The sequence below is a fragment of the Nocardia sp. NPDC004860 genome, assembly GCF_040609015.1.
In the GTDB taxonomy this organism is placed as follows: Bacteria; Actinomycetota; Actinomycetes; order Mycobacteriales; family Mycobacteriaceae; genus Nocardia.
Genome location: NZ_JBEXJI010000005.1, coordinates 126,172 through 146,691, shown reverse-complemented (window position 1 = coordinate 146,691; position 20,520 = coordinate 126,172). Strand labels below are relative to the sequence as shown.

At 69.6% G+C, this 20,520-nt stretch carries 21 protein-coding genes; 14 read left to right on the top strand and 7 right to left on the bottom strand.

The features are described from left to right. Positions 1-3: 3 nt before the first annotated feature. Together ABZV44_RS13445 and ABZV44_RS13440 are read left to right on the top strand one after the other, a co-directional pair. Positions 4-831, top strand: coding sequence for a helix-turn-helix domain-containing protein (locus tag ABZV44_RS13445; protein WP_354835591.1), 828 nt, complete (start codon positions 4-6; stop codon positions 829-831). A gap of 160 nt (positions 832-991) precedes the next feature. Next, the gene (locus ABZV44_RS13440; protein ID WP_354835589.1) at positions 992-1,822 is read left to right on the top strand and encodes a GNAT family N-acetyltransferase; all 831 of its coding nucleotides are present in this window, start codon (positions 992-994) and stop codon (positions 1,820-1,822) included. A gap of 43 nt (positions 1,823-1,865) precedes the next feature. On the opposite strand, the gene ABZV44_RS13435 is transcribed toward ABZV44_RS13440, so the two are convergent. After that, positions 1,866-2,660: an SAM-dependent methyltransferase gene (locus ABZV44_RS13435; RefSeq protein WP_354835587.1), complete on the bottom strand. Its 795-nt coding sequence runs from the start codon at positions 2,658-2,660 to the stop codon at positions 1,866-1,868. A 469-nt stretch (positions 2,661-3,129) separates the two neighbouring features. Between ABZV44_RS13435 and ABZV44_RS13430 the strand changes: the two genes are divergently transcribed. Beyond that, complete coding sequence (locus tag ABZV44_RS13430; protein ID WP_354835585.1) at positions 3,130-3,999, top strand: hypothetical protein; 870 nt, start codon at positions 3,130-3,132, stop codon at positions 3,997-3,999. Positions 4,000-4,027: 28 nt separating this feature from the next. After that, positions 4,028-4,594: a YbhB/YbcL family Raf kinase inhibitor-like protein gene (locus ABZV44_RS13425; protein WP_354835583.1), complete on the top strand. Its 567-nt coding sequence runs from the start codon at positions 4,028-4,030 to the stop codon at positions 4,592-4,594. 83 nt (positions 4,595-4,677) lie between these two features. On the opposite strand, the gene ABZV44_RS13420 is transcribed toward ABZV44_RS13425, so the two are convergent. Together ABZV44_RS13420 and ABZV44_RS13415 are read right to left on the bottom strand one after the other, a co-directional pair. Next, positions 4,678-5,466, bottom strand: coding sequence for a hypothetical protein (locus tag ABZV44_RS13420; protein WP_354835581.1), 789 nt, complete (start codon positions 5,464-5,466; stop codon positions 4,678-4,680). A gap of 104 nt (positions 5,467-5,570) precedes the next feature. Continuing rightward, positions 5,571-6,140 (bottom strand): lipoprotein LpqH, encoded by a 570-nt coding sequence (locus tag ABZV44_RS13415; protein WP_354835579.1) that lies wholly within the window; start codon positions 6,138-6,140, stop codon positions 5,571-5,573. 148 nt (positions 6,141-6,288) lie between these two features. Here ABZV44_RS13415 and ABZV44_RS13410 point away from each other — a divergent pair, with 148 nt between their 5' ends. The 5 genes from ABZV44_RS13410 to ABZV44_RS13390 all read left to right on the top strand — a co-directional run bounded on the left by ABZV44_RS13410 (position 6,289) and on the right by ABZV44_RS13390 (position 13,179). Continuing rightward, positions 6,289-7,809: a hypothetical protein gene (locus tag ABZV44_RS13410; RefSeq protein ID WP_354836002.1), complete on the top strand. Its 1,521-nt coding sequence runs from the start codon at positions 6,289-6,291 to the stop codon at positions 7,807-7,809. Then, positions 7,806-8,924 (top strand): hypothetical protein, encoded by a 1,119-nt coding sequence (locus tag ABZV44_RS13405; RefSeq protein WP_354835577.1) that lies wholly within the window; start codon positions 7,806-7,808, stop codon positions 8,922-8,924. Before ABZV44_RS13410 ends, ABZV44_RS13405 begins: the two co-directional genes overlap by 4 nt. A 1-nt stretch (position 8,925) precedes the next feature. Next, positions 8,926-10,440: a tetratricopeptide repeat protein gene (locus ABZV44_RS13400; protein ID WP_354835575.1), complete on the top strand. Its 1,515-nt coding sequence runs from the start codon at positions 8,926-8,928 to the stop codon at positions 10,438-10,440. Continuing rightward, a complete protein-coding gene (locus tag ABZV44_RS13395) occupies positions 10,437-11,738 on the top strand; it encodes a hypothetical protein (RefSeq protein WP_354835573.1) in 1,302 nt (433 codons plus the stop codon). Before ABZV44_RS13400 ends, ABZV44_RS13395 begins: the two co-directional genes overlap by 4 nt. Before the next feature lie 118 nt (positions 11,739-11,856). Then, positions 11,857-13,179 (top strand): serine hydrolase, encoded by a 1,323-nt coding sequence (locus ABZV44_RS13390; protein ID WP_354835571.1) that lies wholly within the window; start codon positions 11,857-11,859, stop codon positions 13,177-13,179. Positions 13,180-13,251: 72 nt separating this feature from the next. Here the strand turns inward: ABZV44_RS13390 and ABZV44_RS13385 are convergent, their stop codons facing one another. Next, complete coding sequence (locus tag ABZV44_RS13385) at positions 13,252-13,902, bottom strand: zinc ribbon domain-containing protein (RefSeq protein ID WP_354835569.1); 651 nt, start codon at positions 13,900-13,902, stop codon at positions 13,252-13,254. 144 nt (positions 13,903-14,046) lie between these two features. Continuing rightward, positions 14,047-14,769: an SDR family oxidoreductase gene (locus ABZV44_RS13380; RefSeq protein WP_354835567.1), complete on the bottom strand. Its 723-nt coding sequence runs from the start codon at positions 14,767-14,769 to the stop codon at positions 14,047-14,049. Between the two features lie 109 nt (positions 14,770-14,878). Here ABZV44_RS13380 and ABZV44_RS13375 point away from each other — a divergent pair, with 109 nt between their 5' ends. From ABZV44_RS13375 to ABZV44_RS13360, 4 genes are all read left to right on the top strand, one after another. Further along, a complete protein-coding gene (locus tag ABZV44_RS13375) occupies positions 14,879-15,520 on the top strand; it encodes a helix-turn-helix domain-containing protein (RefSeq protein WP_354835565.1) in 642 nt (213 codons plus the stop codon). Positions 15,521-15,613: 93 nt separating this feature from the next. Further along, the gene (locus tag ABZV44_RS13370) at positions 15,614-15,925 is read left to right on the top strand and encodes a hypothetical protein (protein WP_354835563.1); all 312 of its coding nucleotides are present in this window, start codon (positions 15,614-15,616) and stop codon (positions 15,923-15,925) included. 82 nt (positions 15,926-16,007) lie between these two features. Next, entirely contained in the window at positions 16,008-16,472 is a 465-nt protein-coding gene (locus tag ABZV44_RS13365) for a hypothetical protein (RefSeq protein ID WP_354835561.1), read from the top strand. A gap of 95 nt (positions 16,473-16,567) precedes the next feature. After that, the gene (locus ABZV44_RS13360; RefSeq protein ID WP_354835559.1) at positions 16,568-16,939 is read left to right on the top strand and encodes a hypothetical protein; all 372 of its coding nucleotides are present in this window, start codon (positions 16,568-16,570) and stop codon (positions 16,937-16,939) included. 79 nt (positions 16,940-17,018) lie between these two features. Here ABZV44_RS13360 and ABZV44_RS13355 read toward each other — a convergent pair whose 3' ends face one another. Then, the gene (locus tag ABZV44_RS13355; protein ID WP_354835557.1) at positions 17,019-17,678 is read right to left on the bottom strand and encodes a TetR family transcriptional regulator; all 660 of its coding nucleotides are present in this window, start codon (positions 17,676-17,678) and stop codon (positions 17,019-17,021) included. A gap of 114 nt (positions 17,679-17,792) precedes the next feature. Between ABZV44_RS13355 and ABZV44_RS13350 the strand changes: the two genes are divergently transcribed. Then, on the top strand, positions 17,793-19,241 hold the full coding sequence (locus tag ABZV44_RS13350; RefSeq protein WP_354835555.1) for a DHA2 family efflux MFS transporter permease subunit: 1,449 nt from the start codon (positions 17,793-17,795) through the stop codon (positions 19,239-19,241). 111 nt (positions 19,242-19,352) lie between these two features. Here the strand turns inward: ABZV44_RS13350 and ABZV44_RS13345 are convergent, their stop codons facing one another. Next, positions 19,353-20,468, bottom strand: coding sequence for an alpha/beta hydrolase (locus tag ABZV44_RS13345; protein ID WP_354835553.1), 1,116 nt, complete (start codon positions 20,466-20,468; stop codon positions 19,353-19,355). Positions 20,469-20,520: the final 52 nt, after the last annotated feature.

The following is a 20,520-nucleotide window of genomic DNA, read 5'->3' as shown; positions in this document are numbered from 1 at the left end:
CTCATGGTCAAAATTGGTCAGCCCATCCGGACACTGCAGTACGCGCCGACGGCCGGTTCGCCCACCGGTCTCGAACTGCTGACCTTCGACCAGCTGCGCCGCATGCCGGTGGCCGCCGGTCGCGAGGTGATCCGCGGCGACTTCCACGTCCTGGCCCGCTGCACCGCCGGAAGCGGGCGTATGACCATCGACTTTGTCGCGCACGACCTGGCCGCGGACACGGTCGCCTGGATCCGTCCCGGCTGGACCCACCGCTGGGACGATATCGCCGAGCTGAAGGGCGATCTCATCCTGTGCCGCTCGGAACTGGTGCCCGCCGCGGCCCTCGGACATCTGCCGTCCCCGGCCACACCCCCGGTGGTGACCGCGAATCCCCTGACCGACTCCGCCTTCGAACATCTGACCAGTGAATACGCCGTCGATCCGCCGAACACGGCCATCCTGCACCACCTGCTCAGCGCGGTGACGCTCCGGCTGGCCGCGGGTCTGCCCGCCCTGCCCGACCCCACCGATCTCTTCGACCGTTTCGCCCGCCTGGCCGAGCGGTACCACTCCGAAACCCGCGAAGTCGCCTGGTACGCCGCCCAACTCGGCTACTCGCCCCGCACCCTCTCGCGCGCCGTGCAATCGGCCATCGGCGCCACCGCCAAGCAGTACCTGAACGCCCGCGTCACCCTCGAAGCCAAACGCCTGCTCGCCCACGAGCCGGTCACCACCGCCGAATGCGCCCGCCGCCTCGGCTTCGACGACCCGGCCAACTTCACCAAGTTCTTCCGCGCGAACACCGCCACCACCCCCACCCAGTTCCGCCTGGACCTCACCGGGCAATAGATCCGGCCCGAGGCGAAGCATCACCGCGACCCCGGCGGCACGCTGTTCGAATCCGGCGGTGCGGTATCGGCACGGCCACCACGACAGATCGTTTCGGGAATTTTCTGATTGCCGGGCGATTCGGCTGTGACCTCTCGGATCGTCGCGTTAGGTTGGGCCGGTGCGGGTGGAGATGACGAGCGATCCGGTGGAATTCCAGCGGCGGGTGGCCGGGTTCATCGGGCGTGATCCCTTGCGGCACACGGTGATGTCGACGGTCCTCGCCAATGAGATCGCCGGTCTCACCATCGCCCGTGAGCCTTCCTGTTTCGCGTCGGTGCACACGGATGACGTTGTGGGCGTTGCCATGCGGAGCGCCGGACGCGGAGTGTGGCTGGGGCAGTTGCCGACCGACGCGGTGCCGCTCCTGGTGACCCGGTTCGCCGAGCTCGTGCCGCAGATCGACGACGTGCACGGCACCGAGCCCGTGGCGGCGCCGTTCGCGGCGGCGTGGAGTGCGCTGCGCGGCAGGGCCTATCACGCGGACCACGGTGCGCGGCTGTACCGGCTCGGGCCGCTGCGCCCGCCGCTTGCGCCCCCCGGCAAGGCTCGCCCCGCCACCGCGGCGGATATCGATGTCAGCGGGCGCTGGCTCGCCGAGATGGCCCGCGAACTGGGCGATAAGCACCTGGCCATGAACGACAAAGGAATCCGCGCCCGCATCGAGGCCGGACGCTGGTGGCTGTGGGAGGACGACGGAAAACCGGTGTCCCTGACAGCGCACCAGGTCCCGGTGAACGGCTGGGTCCGGATCGGGCCGGTCTTCACGCCCCGGGCCGCCCGCGGCCACGGCTACGCCTCGGCACTGGTCGCGGAGGTTTCCCGTCGGCTGCGCGAGACCGGGGCCGACGTCTGCCTGTACGCCGACATCGACAATCCGACCTCGAACAAGATCTACCGCGCCATCGGATTCGAGGCCGTCATCGACGAGGCGCACTACACCTTCGAGTGAGCGTGCCGGCTGCGGGTGCCTTTCCTGCTCGAGTGCAGGACGGTCACGCCTTGTGTGCGAGGCCGCCGTAGGCGGCGATCGGGGCGGGTTCGCCGATTCGGGCGGGGTTGATGCGCCATTCGGTGATGCGCACGAACCCCGGCTCGTCGAGGGACAGGCCGTCGAAGGCTGCCCGGATCTGCTCCTGGGTACGCGGGTAGTATGGGACGCCGCCGGATTTGGCGTATTCCTCGCACAACTCCACGTACGGCCGACTGTCGGTGGTGCCGTCCCACAGCACCAGATAGCTGCCCGACGGTACTGCCTGCACAACCGTGCGCACGATCCGCAGCATGTCGTCGTAGGTGCGGGCGTGCCCGAGCACCCCCATGAACATCAGCGCGATGGGCTGGTCGAAGTTCAGCACGGTGCGGGCCTCGGCGATGATCTGCTCGGGATCGTGGAAGTCGCGCTCGATATAGGTGGTGACACCCTCAGCGGTGGTGTCGGTCAGCAACGCGCGCGCGTGGGCGAGTACCAGGGGGTCGTTGTCGACGTAGACGATCTTGGCTTCCGGCGCCACAGATTGGGCGACCTCATGGGTGTTCTGCATCGTGGGCAGACCGGTGCCGATATCGAGGAACTGACGAATCCCGGCTTCGCGGGCGAGGTGGCGGACCGCGCGGATGAGGAACTCGCGCGATTGCACCGCCATGGTCGCGATGTCGGGATCGATCTTCAGGCTCTGCTCACCGACCTCCCGGTCGATCTCGTAGTTGTCCTTGCCGCCCATCCAGAAATTCCAGATCCGCGCCGAATGCGGGATATCGGTACGGATCACCGGTCCGGTCTCGTTCACGTCGAATTCCATTCCTTCGTCGATGCACACGCCCCACACCAGCAGTGCTACCCGCCCCCGACCCGGTCGTGCACCTCCGGCGTCCTCCGACGCTACATAGCGCAACCCAGCCCGTCCAATAGTCCGAACATATTGGCCCAAAGCAACTTCCATGATCGGCCGAACATGCACGTTCGGTCCACTACGCGCAGCCCGTCGGCCGGCATCTCCTCCCAGGTCGAGTTCGTCGACGGTGCGGGATCAGAGGGTCGGGTCGGGTTGAGGGTTCGGTGCGACGCCTCGGGTTGGGGCCCCTTGGTAGTTCGACACAGGGGGTGGGAGTGGATTGCTCGACAGGCATGCCCTCGCGCCGCCGGAATATCCGGTCCAGCCGGACAATCGACTTGAACTACCATGACAGCCGCACTTGGTGAACATGGGTTCGGTTCGCGGGACATCGAGCCGCGCCGTCCTGGCAGGAGGGACGACTGTGGCCGCTGACCTGGTCGAAGGCGAACTGAGCATCGATGGATTGCGCCGGACCTTCGGGGTGCGCCCACCGCGGCGGCAGCACGCGCCACTGGTGGTGGTGCTGCACGGAAACCAGGGGCCGTCGGCGACCGAGCGGCTCATGTACGACTGGACCAGCTTCGCCCGGCACGCCGACGAGTGGGGGATCGGGGTCGCCTACCCGGACGGGTGGGAAGGCTGCTGGGCCGACGGTCGCGGGGTCACCACGGCGGACGAGGCGGGCGTGGACGATATCGCCTTCCTGCGGGCCGTGATCGACTGGTGCGCTGCGCAATTCGACACCCAGGACGATCGCGCGGTCGTCACCGGCATCTCCAACGGTGCGTTCATGTCGCACCGGATGGCCCTCGAGGCCGGCGATCGGGTGGCGGTCTTCGCCGCCGTCGCGGGCGGGCTGCCGGAGGCGCTGACCGGGATCCGGCCCGGGCACGCGGTGTCGGCCATGCTCATCAACGGCGACGCCGATCCGGTGGTGCCGATCACCGGCGGCTACTCGCGGCATCTCGGTCCGAACGGCGAATCACGGGGCGGCACCAGGGGATTGGCGGAGTCCGCGCGGTACTGGCGCGAGCTCGACGGCTGCACTGGGCCCGGGGATACCGTCACCACCGACCGGTCGACCCGCACCACGGTGAGCCAGGGCGTCGGCGGCACCGTGGTATCCGAGTGGACGGTCTTCGGCGGTGGCCACACCTGGCCCGGCACACCGGTGCCGGAACGCTGGGCCGGCAGCCCGGGCTCGGCGGTGTCGCTGGAATTCGATGCCGCCGAGCAGATCTGGCGCTTCGCCGAGCCGCTGCTGTTGTCAGCGGACGCCCGCAAGCTCTGAAAGCTCTATCCGCCACAAGGAGAACGGAATGGCGATCATCGGCAGACTGCTGCGGAACCGGCGCGCCGCGCCCGAGGACCTGGCCTGGTGCCGGCCGAATCTGGCAGCAGGTGACGTTTTCGAGGTGACCAGCACGGATTTCGAGCACGAGGCGGCGCTCGATGTCCGGCACGCCATGAAACGGGTCGGGGGGCAGGACCTGTCGCCCGCACTGGCCTGGTCGGGAGTCCCCGCGGACACCGCGCAGCTGCTGCTGGTGGTGGAGGATCAGGACGCGCCGTTCGGCGGTCCGTTCGTGCACGCGCTCGCACTGCTCGACCCGAAGATCAACGAACTGCCCAGTGGCGCACTGGCTTCCGGATCCACCATCGACGGTGTCGAGGTGCTGCGCTCGAGCTGGGGGCGCGGATACCTGGGTCCGGGTCCGGTCCCGGGGCACGGGCCGCACCGATACGTCTTCCAGGTCTTCGCGCTGACGGAACCGGTCACCATCCCCGGCGGCGGCGCTCCTGAATCGGCCAAGCCGCGAGCGGTACTCGCCGCTGCCAGGGCGCACGCCCGGGGCCGGATCGACGGTTTCTACGAACGTCCCTGACCGGGTACGGCAAGGACACCTTGGGAATGACGAAGAGCCGCGGCCCGATGGGCCTGCGGCTCTGCTCTTTTCGGATACCACTGTCAGTTGGCGGTGTTGACCGGTAGCGACAGCACCACCTCCTGCTCGTTCTCGGGCAGATAGTGGACGTTCACCACGCGGCCGACCTGGACCATCGAGACCGCCGCCGGGGGCAGGAACTTCTCGGTGCGCGTCTCGAAGGTGCTGCCGTCCGGGCGGGTGACCACCAGCACCAGATCCAGCCGCGAGTGGCCGTCGCGGATCTCCCCGGGCACCGACAGTGACCGCACCACGGCCTGGGCCGCGATGCCGCGCCGGGCGATATCGAGCTTGGCGGGGGTGGTGAAGCCCTTGCGGATGTTGGCCACGTTCATGGCCTCCTGTGCCGCGGAGGTATCTCCGGACATGTCCACCTCGACCTTCTCGAGCCGGTCGGGCAGGTAGCGGACCGGCAGCACCACGCCGGGCCGCAACAGCGCCAGCTGGGTCAACGGCACGATCATCTTGGCGTGCGAGGCGAAGACCTTGCCGTCGGCGCCCTCGACCCGGAAGTCGATGCGCACCTGCGGCTGCTCGTTGAGGTAGACACCGGTCTGGCGGACACCCTCGACGGTGCCCAGACCCACCAGGCCATTGCGGAACTGGGAGCTGTTGTTGCCGGTGAAGGCCGACATGATGCCGTCGCCGGTGAAGGCGAAGGCGATGGGGACGATGGTCAGGGCGATGATCGGCAGGGCCATCTGCGGGCCGACCCAGCCGAAGACGCTGTCGGAGGTGAGGCCGTGCCACAGGTAGTAGCCGATGGCCAGGACGCCGAGAGCGAGTGCTGCGTAGCGGATTTGGTTCTTCATGAGCTTTCCGGATCGGAGACGTGGGGGGAGGGGAGCCCGCTCATGCCCGGTGGCACGAGCGGGGAGGACAGGGCCCCGCGTCGGGGGCCGGTGGACGGACCGGCTCAGCCGCCGACGATGGTGCTGCAGGCGAAGACGATCTCGAACTTCTCGGTCTTCGGGCCGGCCATGGGGTTGGACAGATCGGGGGTGCCGACGCCCTCGCCGGTGACGGTGTAGGTGTTGCCGCTCTTGGTCACCTTGGCGTTGCCGCCCGGCATGCCGTTGCCGAAGCCGATCGCGTACGGCTGGCCGTTGTCGCCGCCCTTGGTGCCGGTGATGCCGACCGCCTGCACGGTGGTGTCGCCGGTGATGGTGGCGCTCGCGCTGAGCGTGCCGTAGGTGGAGTTGCCGCTGTCGGTCAGTGCCAGCGCCAGATTGCCGCCCTGCTTGGCGCAGGTGGTCTCGAACTTGGCGGTGATCGCCTTGCCGCCGACCGAGGCCGAGGACGCGCCGCCGGCGGGGGCCGCGGAGCCCGGGGCCGAGGTGGCCGCGGCGGAGGTGGCCGCGGGGGCGGTGGTGGTCGGGCTGGACTTGGAGCTGCTCGAGTTGCTGGAGCAACCGGTGACCAGCAGGGCCGCCGCGGCGGTGGCGGCGAGGACGGCGGTGGTCAGGCGGACGGGCTTGGAGTTCATGGTCATTCCTCGTTCTCGTGATGTTGGCTCCGTGGTGGAACCGATGCCAGAACCGTAGAAATCGGCACCCGGCCTACCGATCCCAACTTCCGGCACGCGAAAGGCGGTGGAACTGGGCTAACCTGGGCGAATGCGACGACCGCGGGCCATGGTGCTGGATGAGGTGTGGCGCCGCCTCGACGGGGTCGAACCCTTGAGCGGACCGCACGGCGGACCCCTGCGGCGGACCGTCAAGCTGATCCTGGATCCGCTGGTCATCCGCCCGGTTCAGCACCCGCAGTGCGCGGGCTCGATGCTCTCCGCCGACGGAGCGGTGTTGCTGGCCACCCGGATTCACGCCGCCGCCGATGTCCTGCGCGCCACCGCGGCCTGGTTCACACTGCTCAAGCAGACGCGCCGGGCGCTGCGGATCACCGAGGGCAATGCCCAGGACCTGTACTTCCAGCGCTGCTTCGAACTCGCCACCGTCTCGGGCCCGCCCGACCCGGTCGGCGACCGCCCCGCCGCGGAAGCCGCGCTGCGCGAGATCCACGGGCTCGCCGCCGGCCGCACCACCCAGGCGCTCAAGGAATACCTGTCCGAACCGGCCCGGGTCGGCGAGCTGACCGAACTGATCCAGACCGCCTGGCGACGGCGCCCGCTGACCGAGGTGCCGGACCACTCCGAGCTGCTGGCCGGACTCCTGGAGGAGTGCGCCGCAACCAGATTCGACAGCGCCGGTGACCCCGCCGATATCGACGCCGTCATCGACGCATACGTCGGCACTCACACGGGAATCCGGCTGTGGCTCAATGAAATAGGCTGCACCGCACAGGAATTCGGTCTCACGCTGTACCCCCTCCCGCTCCCGCCCCAGGTGGGCTTCTCGGCCTCCACCGCCACCCTCGGCCTGCCCCTGGACCGCACCATCCACGAGCGCGTCTTCACCGTTCTGCAAGCCTCCAGCGAACGGTCCGACCTGCCCGCGATCCCCGAACTGGTTGCCGCCGAGATCGCCCGCGCCTGCGCACCCTGGGCCCTGTTGGACGAATCCCTCCGGGTGGCCGCTGCCACCGGCGCCACCCTGGCGGTCGACCTCCGCCCCCTCGGTGCATCGCTTCCTATCGGCTACGCCCCGGACGGCGACGCCGCCCCTGCTCCCAGATCCACTGTCACCCTGGCCGGTGCGGCCACCGGTCTGCTGGGCGCGGCCGTCGGCCTGACCGGCACGGCCGCCGGGCTGCTCGCCGGCTCGACCGGGCTGGCGGGTACCGCGGCCGGGGTGACGGGCGCCGTCGCCGGATTGACCAGTGCCGCAGCCGGTCCGACCCGGCCCGGCGCGCCCTCGAGCGGCGGTGCGGCGGCGCGGTTGATCAATGGGCGATGGCAGCGCGAGGCCTATGTGCTGCAGGCGCGGCGAATGGCGGTTCGGGTGGACGCGGTCGACGGTCCACTGGGGGCGATAGCGGCGGATCTGCGCGTGCCGTGGCGTCCCTACCTGCGCAGACTTTGGGCGCGACTGCACGGGCGGGACGTACGTGAGTTCCCCGTGTACGCCGTCGGCGAACTCTGGGATCTGCTGGACGGCGTGGCCCGGTCGGTGATCCTGGACCACCGGATGCGGGTGAAACGGGCCCTGGCCGCCGGTGCGGCGGCCGAGCCCGGCGATCTGGAATCGAGGGTGGGATGACGAACTCGGCGGTCACGATCCACCGCTACCCCGACGGGTTGCGCGGCATAGTCCCGGTCGGCGACCCGGCTGCCCTGCACGCCGCCCCTGGGCCCGACTCCATGGTGCTCGAGGTCGCCGGCGGCCACCTCATCTGGAGTGTGCTTGCCGGACAGGAACTTCCGGCGGCGCTGATCGACGATGTGGATGCCGCGCAGGAATGGGTGTGGGCGCTCTACGGCGAACCCGCCGCCCTGGCCCTCGACTCCGTCCGGCCGGGCGGGCCGGTGGCGACCGCGGACGAGCAGCCGGTTCCGGCGGTGGCCGCGGACGAGCGCCCGGTCGAGGTGCCCGCCGCTCCCGTGCTCCGGTCCCAGGCCGTCAGCGCCCGCAGACTCGCGTACGCGCACTGGGCATCCCGGTGGTGGCCGGCGTCAACCCTGGACGGCATCGCCGACCTCGACCCGGCGCTGCTCGATCGCGATATCGCCCTGCTGACCGAGGAGTGCGAACTGCTGGTGGACGGCGCGGACGCGCTCGCCCCACCGGCTCCCACCTATCTCGAAACATCCTTGCGCGCTTCGGATTATGCCCTCGCGGCCGGTGACGAGGCCCGGTCCGGCGGCACCCTGGTACTGGCCCGCGGCACCGGCGGGTGGGACTGGCGCCGCTGCCCGCCCGGGCTGGTCGACGCCTCCGAATCCGCGGTGTCCTGGGAACTCGTCCGCGACGCCGGAGCGACCAGCGTGGCCATCGCGGTGGCGGCGCACCCGGGCCTGCCCGATGCGGTTCCGGCCCACCTGCGGCCCTGGGCCCGCATCGATATCGGCCGTGGCGAACTCGACACCGAACTTCGGGCCGCCGACGACACCTGGATCGGCGAATCCGTGCTGCCCGCACCGGCTTCCGCCGTCCGGGTGGCCATCCACGTCCCCGGTTTCGGGCCGGATCCGGAGGCCGGCCCGGCCCCGGCCGATGATCCGGCCACCGGCACCGCGGCCGCCCTGCGCCGGCAGATCCGCGACTTCGCGGCCGCCCGGCTCCGCACAGCGGTAGACCCGGCCGCCGACCACTCCGGGCCGCTGTCCCCCTTGCTCGCCGAAATCGCGGCCGCAGAGGCGGATTCGGACTACTGATATGTCGTATGTGGAGCCGGGGTTCGACACACCGGAGAGCCCATTGCTGCGAGCCGGGGCCGAGGCGGTCGCGCGGGGCGAGTTGGGGGAGGCGCTGCGGGTTTTCGAGCAGGCCGCGGAGACCGAAACCGGGGATCTGCGGCTGTGCGCGCTGGTGGACGTGGCGGTGGTGACCGATCAGCTGGGGGAGCACGCGGCGGCGGTGGAGCGGTTTCGGGAAGCGTTGGGGGAGATGTCTTCCGGCGCGCGGCGGATGTATCCGGGTGCGCTGATCGGGTTGTCGCAGGCCATGCAGAACCTCGGGGATCTGGATGGGGCGCAGGAGGCGCTCGAGCGGGCTCGGTCGGCGCTGGATCGCGCGGATGCGCCGGGGGACCTGCGCCTGGCGTGCCTGGTGTCGTCCACAGCGGTGGCGTTGCATCGGCAGCACTGGTGGCGGGCCCTCGATCTGGCGGTCGAATCCCTGGATGCGGCACGGCGTTTCGATCCCGAACGGGTCGGGCACCCGCTCATGAATCTGGCCGCCGCCCACTTCGAGACCGGGCGCTGGGAGCTGGCACAGGATTTCGCCGGTCAGGCGCTGGCGGCCTTCGCGGCGGTGAACGACAGCGCGGGGGTGGCCGAGACCCGGCAGAACCTGGCGCTGATGTACACGCGTACGGGATCTTTCGATGAGGCCGAGCCGCTGCTCGCCGCCGCCCAGGAGCACTTCGAGGCGGCCGGTGCGGCGCATCGCGCCGGAATCGGGCTGAAGGTCATGGGATTCATCGCCGAGCACCGGGGTCGGCCGGAGGTGGCGCAGGCCCGGTATCGCGAGGCTTTGCGCCGATTCGAGGAATCCGGGGCGGTCATCGACACCGCGGATGTGCGACTCCGCGTGGCCACCACCGCATTCGCGGCCGGGCGGTTCGAGGAGGGCGAATCCGAACTGGCCGCCGCCCGCGTCATCTACGCGGTGCGCGGCCTGGGCCTGCACTGCGCGCAGCTCGACTACTGGCACGCCGGGCTGCTGGAGCCGCTCGTCGCCCAGGTGCCCGGATTACTCGCGCGGGCAGTGGATCTCGCGGTTCCGGCGGCGCTTGCCCTGGATGCCGTCCGCTACGAGCTGCCCGACGGCGCCCAGCGCGACACCTGGAACCGTCGCATCGTGAATCCCGCGTTGCGCCTGGCCTTCCGGTACTCGTATCTGGCCGGTGATGCCCGGCTGGTCGCCGATCTCATCGAAAATCAGTGTGCGGGAACAATTGTGGATATCGACAGGCTGTCCGCGGAACCGCCCGCGCCGCTCGATCTGTTCCAGCCGTTCGAACCGCCGTCCGAGTCGGCCGCCGTTCAGGACGCGCTGCAACTCGGCACCGCGCTCGCGGCGGTGGCGGCCGGCGCGGGCCTGCCCGTCAGCCCGCCGCCACGGGTCTCCGTTCCGCCGGACGGCCATATCGCCCTGTCCGCCTGGCTGGATGCCGCCGAGCAGCGCTACGGCCGTCGCGTCCGCGCCGAACGGGTGATACCCGTATGACCCCCACCGTCTGCGTCCGCATGGCCGATGCGGGCGACCTCTACCTGACCTGGCGCTGGACCGACGAGAGCGCGCCCGGCGGCGTCGGCGTGGTGCCGGAGGACCAGGTCGCGGCGGCCGTGGCCCGGTTCGCGGCGGCCCTGCCCGCGCCCGGCGTGGCGGGTGGTCTCGAATCCGCGCTCACCACCGGTGAACTGGCCTCCTATCCGGCGGAAAATGCTCTCGCCCAATACCTCTCGTCGACCTTCCTGCCCTACAACCTGGCGGTGCGGCTGCACGAGCTCTATTCGCGGGGCATCCGGCCGCGCATCCGCATCCAGCCATCGCCGCGCACCGCGCAGGTGCCGTGGGAGCTCATCGCCCCCGATCCGGAGGTGCGGCTGGTGGAGATCGCCGACGTGAGCGTGCTCGCGCCCACCGGCATCGTGCACGCGCCCGCCCGGGCGACGCGGTCGTGGGCGGAGACCCGGACGCTGCCGGTGGTCGCCATCCTGGATCCGCGGGTGCCCGGCTTCCGCGCCGACTCCGCACTGGGATCGGTACTGGGCCGGATGGCCGCGGACGCGCCACTCGCCGCCCTGGTCGCCACCCACGCCGCCGCCGATCGGCTGAGCCCGGCCGTCGGCGATCCCCTCGCGGCGTTCCGCCGGACCGATCTGGACCGGGCCTGGCTGAGCCGCACCCTGCACGCGGGCGCGGCCCGCCTGCTGTACGTCGGTCACGTCACCGCCGCGGCCCCCGAATCCGGCCGCAGTGAATCGGCCACCCTGCACCTGTCCTGTACCGCCGCCAGTCCGGGCTGCGCACCGGCCTACCGTGACCATCGCCCGCTCTCGGCCCGCGACCTGCTGCTCGGCACACACGCGCTCACAGACGGTGCGGGGCATGACTATTCGGGCAATGGGCACGGAGAGGCGGTGCCGCGCACCGGGCCCGAAATCTGGCCGATCCCGAGCCGGGTCGCCCTGATCGCCTGTGAGAGCGGCGGCGACCTCCGCTTCGCCGAGCCGCTCGGCCTGGTCGCGGCCATGCTCACCGGAGGCGCGGAAGTGGTGACGGCCGGACGCTGGCCACTGCCCACCGATCTCGCCTTCCATCGCTTCGCGGGCATGCCGACCACCGCGCACCCCTTCCAGGAAGCGGTGTGCGCCATCGACGCCGCCCACGAATCGCCCGATCCGGTCGCCGCTCTCAACGCGTGGCAGCGTGCGCATCTGGCCGCCTGGCGCAGCTCCGGCGGAATTCAGCATTCCCCGCTGATCTGGGCCGCCTTCGCCACGGTCGACGCCCGTCGCTGAGTCACCGGAACGGCTGAGCCCCCAGAACTATCGCCCCAGAAAGTCCCGGGTCACGAAAAGATAACGGCCCCACACGCTCTCCGATGAAGCCTCACGAAAGATCGGGAGCGGAGGGCGAATGGCGCGAATCGTGACAGGCATCGTGGTGGCGGCGCTGGCGGCCGCCCTGGCATTGATCGCCGGGCCGATCGGCCGCGCCGAGCCGGATGGCCTGCGGCACTGCGAAGTCAGCGCGGGCCGGCAGCCCGAGACCGCGACACCCGAAGAGGTGGGACTGGATTCGGCCGCGCTGCGGCGGGCGGTGGACTTCGCCGCCGACCCGACCCGATTCACGGTCCAGGTATTCCGCAACAACTGCCTGATCGGCGGTGGGCCCACCAATCAACGCGCGGGCGGTGTCGCCTGGAATCTGTGGAGCGGCACCAAGAGCGTGGTGTCCCTGGTCGCCGGGATCGCCGTGGACGAACACAAACTGCGCGTCGACGATCCGATCGACGTCTACCTGCCCGCCGGGCTCGGCGACGCCGCACATCGCGCGATCACCGTGCGCAGCCTGCTGACCGAGACCTCCGGCATGGAGGTCGCCATCGCCTCCGAGGGCGTCACCGGGCTGGCCCGGCTCGACCCGAACGTGGTGGCGCAGGCGCTGGCCATGCCCATCGAGCATCCGCAGGGCGAGACCTGGCAGTACAGTCAGCGGGCCGTGGACCTGCTGGTCTATGTCATCCAGCAGGCCGTGGGCGAGGACTTCCAGGCGTACGCGCAGCGGAACCTGTTCGGCCCGTTGGGCATCGAGAAGTCCGACTACCTCTGGGCGCGGGACCGCAGCGGCAACACCTACGGGCACGCCCATCTGGTGCTGCCGCCCGACGACTACGCCAAACTCGGCCTACTGCTGGTGAATCGCGGCAATTGGCATGGCCGGCAGCTGATCTCCATCGGCTACCTGGCCGAGGCCACGACGCCGAACGATGTCAATCCCTGCTACGGCTTCCTGATCACCGTCAACGGCCCGGATTGCGAGGACCTGTTCCCCGGACTGCCCAAGGACGCCCTCCAAATGGCCGGGATGATGCGCCAGGACAACTTCATCGTCCCCAGCCTGGGCCTGCTGGTCAGCTGGACCGGTGTGACGGTTCCCGGTGGCGCGGTGAGCTTTCCGCACGACGTGCTGCGTGGGCTCACCACCGCGTTCCGGACCCCGAGCCTGCCCGACCCGGGTCCGTACGTACCGCGGCCGGACACCAGCCTCACCGACCCGATGTTCATGAACCCGGATGCCACGCTGTCCGCTCTGGGCCTCGGCCCGATGGCCTACCCGGGCTGCGGCATTCTGGAATGCCTCGGCAAGCCGCTGTATCCGCCGTTCGGAGACTGGCCGCCCGGCTGCTTCATCCTCGGCTGCGTGGGGACCGACCCGGCGACGCCGGGCATCCGCTGACCGGTTTCGCCGTGTGGCACACCACCGGGCGAATCCGGGTGAATTCCCCGGTGGCGTGCCGCGCGGCGGGACCTATTGGGGCTGGCCGCAGTTGGCGCAGAAGGCGGCACCCACTTGGACCTGATGGCCGCAACCGCGGCAATTCGATTGCAGGGACAGGGCGGTGCCGCAGGTGGAGCAGAACTTGCCGCCCGTGGTGTGCGCGCCGCAGGTCGGGCAGGACACCCGGGCCGGGGTGGCCACATCGTGCTGGGACACCCAGTCCTGCTGATAGGCGGCCTCGCGGATCTGCGAACCGCGGGCCTCGGCCTGTGCCTGAGCGATCTGGTGCGCCACCTGCGGCGAGCAATTGGTGCACTGACCGACCTGCTCGTTCCAGCAGACCTGGTGGCAGACCCAGCGGCCGCAGCCGCCGCACGCCCGGAAGTCGTTGCGCACCTGCTCGACCGCGCGTGCGAACGCCTTGTCCTTGGTGCTGGAGGAGGAGCCGCCCCAGTGGTTCGAGTAGCTCTCCGCGGCATTGGAGATCTTGTCGATGGCGCGCACCTGATCGCCGAAGAGATCGCGCAGCACACGCAGCGCACCCCGGCCGCGGGAGAAGTAGTTCTGCTCGAACGGCGACTTGTACGTGGTGCTGCAGCGATCACAACGGAACTCCCACTGGAATCCGTCGTCGTTGGATTCGTCGTGGTAAGAGCTGGTGAAGACGACCGGACCGGTCATGGTCGAGTTATTCCTTTGCGGCTGAGCGGAACTCTGTGAACGGACGCGCCCGGAGCCCCCCGGACCGTGTTTCGTCAGGTTCTTATCGTATGACTCAGCCCGCCCGCAACACATCCCACGAATCCCCCGCAGCCGGGGCGCGGATCACGCGGTGAAGCCGACCTCCACCTCGGTGCGGTCGCGCCGTGTGTACATCTCCCAATACTGGTCGCCCAGTTCGGTATTGGTCATGCGCGCGATATCGACGCCCGCCGGCACCAGCTCCGGATGCTCGTCGACGATTCGCTCGGCCGCGCTGTCGCCGATCAGCACCCCGATGTTCAGCAACCCGACATACACGCCGGTGCCGCGCAGTTCCTCGGCCAGCTGCAGCAGGTAGCCGCGCTGAGCCGCCAGGGCGACACCGAAATTCGACAGATAGGGCAGCACCACGTTCGGTGAGGAGCCCGAGGAGAACAGGAGTGCGCCCGCCCCGCGCTCGACCATGCCGGGGACCAGAGCGCGGGTGACGAGCATGGGGGAGTGCAGTTTCAGGGCCATGGGCAGGCGCAGGTCCGGTACGTCCAGGGCCAGCGTGGACGGGATACGGTCGGCCATCCCGCCGGCCGCGCCGTGCAGGGCGACGTCGATCTCGCCGAAGGTCTGCCGGATGGTCGCGACCGCGTCGGCGATCTGCGCCGCGTCGGTCACATCGGCGGGGAAGGCCGCGGCCTCGATGCCCTCGGCCTTCAGATCGGCGACATGCTGTTCGGCCTTGCCGGGCTTGCGGCCGATGACGGCCACCCGGAAGCCCTCCCGGCCGAAACGCCGGGCGACGCCCATGCCCAGGCCGGGCCCGAATCCGAAGATCGCGATGGTCTTGCTCATGCTCGTTCCTCACTAAGTTGAGCCATGGTTCAAGTTACCCGGCCGACGCTAGCATGAAGTTGAGCCTATGCTCAACTTAAATCCGCTGCCCGATTTGTAGGATCGGCGAATGCCCGCGCAGAAACCCCTCCGCCTCGACGCCCGCCGCAATCGCGACGCGCTGGTGACCGCGGCGCGCGAGGTCTTCGCCGAACGCGGGCTCGACGCGCCGCTCAAGGAGATCGCCGCCCGCGCGGGCGTGGCCATCGGCACGCTCTACAACCGGTTTCCGGCCCGCGATGATCTGATCGCGGCGGCCGTCGAGGATCGCGTCCAGGCGGGCGGGCGCATCGCGGAAGAGGCTCTGGCCCTTGATGATCCGTGGGAATCGTTCGTCTATCTCGTCGAAAAGATCTGTGAGCTACAGGCTTACGACCGGTTGCTCAACGAGCTGGCGCTGCGGGCCGCGCCCAGTCCGGAGATCGCCGCGCAACGCGATCGCGGGCACGCGGTCATGCGCGAAATCATCACGCGCGCACAGGATGCCGGGGTGCTGCGGGCGGACTGGGCGCTCGAGGACATCGCCTTCATCACCTGGTCGCACACCCGGGTGGTGGAGCAGACCTCGGGCATCGCACCCGAGGCCTGGCGGCGCAATCTGGCGCTCATGCTCGATGGGCTGCGCGCGGAAGCCGCTCACCCGCTGCCGGTTCCGCCGATCAGCGAGGCGCAGCTGAACCGCTCGCTGCTGGCGGATCCGGCCCGCGACTGATCGGGCGGATCGCCGCCCCGAGAAAACGGTGGAATCGGCTCCGGTTACCGTCGAGGGGATAATTCGTTCGCTTGTGTGTTGGAGGTAGTGACAATGGCAGGGATTCCCGCGGTACCGACCTCGCTGCTGGTGGCCGGAGGGCTCACCGGTGGCTTCGCCCTCGCTCAGGCCACCAAGAAGCGTCAGCTCGGTGGCGCGGTGTTCGCGGCGGGCACGGCGGCCGCCTTCCCGCGCTGGCGCAAGACGGTCGGCACCGGTGGTGCGGCCGCGCTGACCGGGCTCGCCGTCGGAGCGATGGGCGCCTCGCACCCGCTCGCCAAGAAGATCGGCGCCTGGCCGTCGGTCGCGGTGGTGTCCGGTGTGGTCGCGGTGGCCGCGTGGGCCGCGGTGGACCGTCGCGCCTGATTCATCGGCCGGTCCTCCGGCGTGTTCCGGACCGTAAGGTTCGAGGGCGTGCCGGGGGACCGGAAGCGCAATACCGTGGAGTATGCGCACTTTCGTTCATCTGCTGCTGTTCGCCGCCGCCATCGCGGTGGCGGTCGGGGTTTTCGGTCCGCTGGTCGGCACGGTCGACGCGCGGAATGTCCAGTTCTCCGATCTGCGGAGCGGATTCGCCTCGGGCCGGTCACTGGACCAGATCGGCGCGCAGTCGGGGTCCTTCACGACCTCCCTGGCCATCGGGCTGCTCGGAGTGGCGGCCGTGGTGCTGGTGGCCGCGCTGGTCGGATCGCGGATCCTGGGCTGGATCGGCGTCCTCGTCGGCCTGGCCGGGCTCGGCGTGCTGACCTGGCGGCTCGACCAGCGCTTCGATCACGAGCTGCGCACCGACTATCGGCATCTGCTCAGCGGGACCTGGGGGTTGTACCTGGTCGGCGGCGGGCTGGTGCTGTCGCTACTGCTCCTGCTGATCCCCCGCGAGCGCCGCTTGCCGCCGCCCGGACCCGGCCTCTGATCTCGTAATCCGCTGTCGGCCTTCACTGTTCGATCAACTACCGAACCTCCACGTAACCCGGTGTCGTATCTAGGGCGAACGAGGAGGTTCATTCAATGCACACCAACACCGCTCTGATCGCCGTCCGGAAACCGCTGACCTGCCTGGTCGCGGCCGGAGCCCTGTTCGCCACCGCCGCCGGCATCGCCGCGGCCGAACCGCCGGGCTCGACGATCTCGGGCGGCTCCGGGGCCGGATCCATCACCCCCGGCACGTCCCACCACACCGTCATCACCTACTCGACCGACCCCTACGGCTACTCCTACCAGTACGAATACGTCGACCCCGCCCCACAACCCGCCGCCCCCGACCCGGCTACCTCCAACCGGCTCAGCACCGCCGGTTCGGACCACACCTGGATGCCCGTCGCCCGCCCCGATGGCACCGGCTGGACGGTCTGCACCCAATATTCCACCGTCTGCAGATAATCCCCCCGCAGTCGAAAATCCTGACTCGCCCTCGGTGAGATCGCCCCGAACCGCTGCTCTCGCAGTCAATTCCGAAACCTCACCGGCCGAGTAGCTGGATCAATCTGCGCAGCTGCCCACTGTAATACTCTTCGAATTCCGGTGAGCCGGGCTGCTTTCCGGTCGCCTGCAGGGCTGTCTCGGGAAGCATGACGGGTGCCAGGATCACGCCCATCAGGGCCATTCTGATGAAGGCGGGATCGATCCCGGGGGAGATCTCGCCGCGTTCCTGGGCTCGCGTCAGGTTCTCCAGATCGGCTTCGATAGTGGCCGATCCATCCAAATAGTCGGTGGCAGAACCACTTCCGGTAAGCCCGCGCCACACCAGCAGGCGGGCCGGGCGGGGATCGGCCAGCACCGCGGACAGATACCGGGCGGCGACCTCGTCGAGCGGGAGTTCCGGATCCGCACGCTCGGCTTCCGCCGCGGGCCAGCCACGCTGAATCTCTTGGTACAGACCCTCTTTGCCGCCGAAGTAGTAAGCGATCAGCTGCTTGTTGACCCCCGCGCGATCGGCGATCTCCTGCACCCGGGCACCGTCGAAACCCTTGGCGGCGAACTCGTCCAGGGCCGCGTCCAGCAGGGCCTGGCGGGAGCGCTCGGCATCGCGGCGGCGATCGGCGGCGCTGGGAGCGCGCCGGGGCCGGCGGCCCGCGGCAGGCGGGACGGGGTCCGTGTCGGGGTCGGGCTCGGTTGCCATCCGACCATCGTAATGCGGTGGATGACTGTGTCATCCACTGAGCCGACTGTGTCATACATCCGTATGTCATCCAATTGGTTGACACTTTTATCCGAACGGATGACACTTCGACGTGTGACTATCTCGAACATCCCGGGCGGGGCCGTGGATCGGGCCGCGCTCACTCCGCGGGCGCGCCGGGCCATCGTGGTCGTGCTGGTCGGCGCGATACTCGCCTTCCTCGACGCGACCGTCGTCAATGTGTCCCTGAAATCGCTGGCAGCCGACCTGGGCGGCACCCTCGACGCGATTCAGTGGGTCGTCACCGTCTACCTGCTGGTGCAGGCGGCCGTGCTACCCGTGACCGGCTGGGCCGCACGGCGCGTCGGGCGTAAACGGCTCTATCTCGGTGCGCTGCTGCTGTTCACGCTCGCCTCGGTGGCCTGTGCCGCCGCGGGGAGCGTCGGCATGCTGATCGCGGCCCGGGTGGCCCAGGGGCTGGGGGCCGGGGTCATGATCCCGGTCGGGCAGATGATCCTGGTCACCGCGGCAGGGCGGGATGGGATGGCGAAAGCCATGGCGGCGGCGGGCATTCCGATGGTGCTGACCCCGGTGATCGGACCGACGATCGGCGGGCTGCTGTTGGAATACGCGGGCTGGCAGTGGATTTTCCTGATCAACGCGCCGATCGGCGCGGTCGGGCTGGTACTGGCCGTGCGGCTGCTGCCGCGGGATGAGCGCGCCGAATCCGCCGAGGCGCTCGATGTGCTCGGTCTGATCCTGGTCTCGGCGGGCATGGTCGGAATCACCTACGGGCTGTCCGAGGCGGCGTCGCGTGGCTTGACCGACCCGAAGGTGCTCGTGACACTGTGCGGCGGTGCGATTCTGGTCGCGGTATTCGTCGCGCATTCGCTCCGGGTCCGGAATCCGGTCCTGGACCTGCGCCTGTGGCGGGACCGCTACTTCGCCGCGGGGACGGTCTCGACCCTCGTCATCGGCGCGGTGACGTTCGGGGCAATGGTGCTGCTGCCCTTGTACTTTCAGCTGATTCGCCATCAGGATGCCGCCCACACCGGCCTGTTGATGGCACCGCAGGGCGTCGGCGCGGCCATCGCCATGGGCCTGTCCGCGCGGCTCTACGAGCGCGTCGGCGCGCTCACCTGCCTGCTCGGCGCCCTCGTCTGCTGCGTCGCCACCGTTCCGTTCATGCTGATCACCGACGACACGCCCTACTGGCTGCTCTGCCTCGCCATGATCGTGCGCGGCCTGGGTATCGGAATGGCCGCCATGCCCGCCATGACGGCGGCCATGCGGGAGCTCGGTCCGTCCCAGATCATCGACGCCACACCGCAACTCACCGTCATGCAGCGTGTCGGCGGCTCGATCGGCACCGCCGCCTTCGTAGTGATCCTGCAACGGCACCTGCCTGGCGGGATCGGCCGGCCGGGCCGAGGGGACGCCTTCGCGGTGACCTTCGGCTGGGTGTTCGCGGGCTCCGCCCTCGCCCTTCTGCCGACCGGGCTGTTGGCGGTGCTGGAGCGTCGATCGCGTAAGCGCCCGGCGATCAGCGCCGCGGCGAGTTGATCGGTGATGCGGTCCCAGCCTTGCCAGTGGCGGTCGACGAAATCCGGTGGGGTGCAGAATATGGCGGGAAAGCCCTTCCGGCACAGTTGGTTCGGCAGATGGGCGGACTGGTCATCGGTGGGCGTCCAGCCAGTGCGCCAGGGTGTCCAGGGCCGACTGGTCGATGGGCTGGAAGTTGTCGTGCAGGACGTCGGGGGTGGGGCCGAGGGAGTGGCCGAGGCCGGGGAAGAGATGGAGGGCGTGGTCGCGGGTGCCGGCGGCGGCCAGGGCGGCGTCGAGGCTGGACGAACCCGCGGGAGGGACGTTGGCGTCGTCCACACCTTGCAGGATGAGCACGGGCGCGGTCAGTTTCGGGGCCTGTTCGATGAGGCTGGGGAGGGCGCGGGCCGGATCGTAGATGTCGTAGATGCCGCCGGGGCGCATCGCGGACTCCAGGTAGAACTGGTAGACGGGGCGAAACTCGAGGTCCACGTCGAGCTTGCCGTCTCGGTTGAGATCCCAGGTCGGGCGGACGGTGAAGTCTCCGGCATCGGCGTTCACGCAGGCGAAGCGGAGTGCGAGCTTGGCCATGAGCCCGCCGTCGCCATGGAAGGCGCGGCCGAGCTCGTCGGGCCCGAGCAGGCCGTTCGACGCGAATCGCGCGAGGTACGGCGCGTAGACCTGCTCGCCCTGATAACCGAAGGTCACACGCCAGGGGAGTGCCACCGGGCCCTGGAAGACGGTTCCGGCCAATTCCGGATGGGTCGTCGCCAGGGCGGCCGCGACGGTGCTGCCCTCGCTCCAGCCGTAGACGAAGACACGGTGCGGGTCGACGTGTGAATCCTGCTCGGCGGCGCGCAGGACCTGATCGGCGTCGTCCCGCATGTCGTTCAGGTCGAGTTTGGTCCAGTAGTCGGCACTGTCGACATCGCCAGGGGCGTGCACGTAGCGCTTGTTGTACCGCATGACGGCGTAGCCGCGGCTGGTCAGGTCGTCCGCGATATCGAGAAAGATATGGGAGCCGGACGCTTGGTCGGCGTTGAGATCCTCGGGGCCCGACCCCGGAATCAGCACCACGACAGGCGCATTGCGCGACCCCGCAGGAAAGTCCAGCTCACCCGAGCCGGTGAAATCGCCGAACTGAAAGGTGAAGGACTCGCGTTCGACCGTGGGCTCCGCAGCGGCCACGCCGCCGGTGCCCAGTACCAGCGCGATCGCCCCCAGCGCCACTGCCCCGCGGATCCCCATGAGCGGCAATCTAACTGTCCCTGTGCGATGCGGCAATCCCATTCAGGAGCCG

Bases quoted from the DNA above. Each gene is read 5' to 3' on its own strand.
- ABZV44_RS13445 (WP_354835591.1), top strand. From the start codon at position 4: ATGGTCAAAATTGGTCAGCCCATCCGGACACTGCAGTACGCGCCGACG.
- ABZV44_RS13425 (WP_354835583.1), top strand. From the start codon at position 4,028: ATGGCGATCATCGGCAGACTGCTGCGGAACCGGCGCGCCGCGCCCGAG.
- ABZV44_RS13420 (WP_354835581.1), bottom strand. From the start codon at position 5,466: ATGAAGAACCAAATCCGCTACGCAGCACTCGCTCTCGGCGTCCTGGCC.
- ABZV44_RS13415 (WP_354835579.1), bottom strand. From the start codon at position 6,140: ATGAACTCCAAGCCCGTCCGCCTGACCACCGCCGTCCTCGCCGCCACC.
- ABZV44_RS13410 (WP_354836002.1), top strand. From the start codon at position 6,289: ATGGTGCTGGATGAGGTGTGGCGCCGCCTCGACGGGGTCGAACCCTTG.
- ABZV44_RS13405 (WP_354835577.1), top strand. From the start codon at position 7,806: ATGACGAACTCGGCGGTCACGATCCACCGCTACCCCGACGGGTTGCGC.
- ABZV44_RS13400 (WP_354835575.1), top strand. From the start codon at position 8,926: ATGTCGTATGTGGAGCCGGGGTTCGACACACCGGAGAGCCCATTGCTG.
- ABZV44_RS13395 (WP_354835573.1), top strand. From the start codon at position 10,437: ATGACCCCCACCGTCTGCGTCCGCATGGCCGATGCGGGCGACCTCTAC.
- ABZV44_RS13390 (WP_354835571.1), top strand. From the start codon at position 11,857: ATGGCGCGAATCGTGACAGGCATCGTGGTGGCGGCGCTGGCGGCCGCC.
- ABZV44_RS13385 (WP_354835569.1), bottom strand. From the start codon at position 13,902: ATGACCGGTCCGGTCGTCTTCACCAGCTCTTACCACGACGAATCCAAC.
- ABZV44_RS13380 (WP_354835567.1), bottom strand. From the start codon at position 14,769: ATGAGCAAGACCATCGCGATCTTCGGATTCGGGCCCGGCCTGGGCATG.
- ABZV44_RS13375 (WP_354835565.1), top strand. From the start codon at position 14,879: ATGCCCGCGCAGAAACCCCTCCGCCTCGACGCCCGCCGCAATCGCGAC.
- ABZV44_RS13370 (WP_354835563.1), top strand. From the start codon at position 15,614: ATGGCAGGGATTCCCGCGGTACCGACCTCGCTGCTGGTGGCCGGAGGG.
- ABZV44_RS13365 (WP_354835561.1), top strand. From the start codon at position 16,008: ATGCGCACTTTCGTTCATCTGCTGCTGTTCGCCGCCGCCATCGCGGTG.
- ABZV44_RS13360 (WP_354835559.1), top strand. From the start codon at position 16,568: ATGCACACCAACACCGCTCTGATCGCCGTCCGGAAACCGCTGACCTGC.
- ABZV44_RS13355 (WP_354835557.1), bottom strand. From the start codon at position 17,678: ATGGCAACCGAGCCCGACCCCGACACGGACCCCGTCCCGCCTGCCGCG.
- ABZV44_RS13345 (WP_354835553.1), bottom strand. From the start codon at position 20,468: ATGGGGATCCGCGGGGCAGTGGCGCTGGGGGCGATCGCGCTGGTACTG.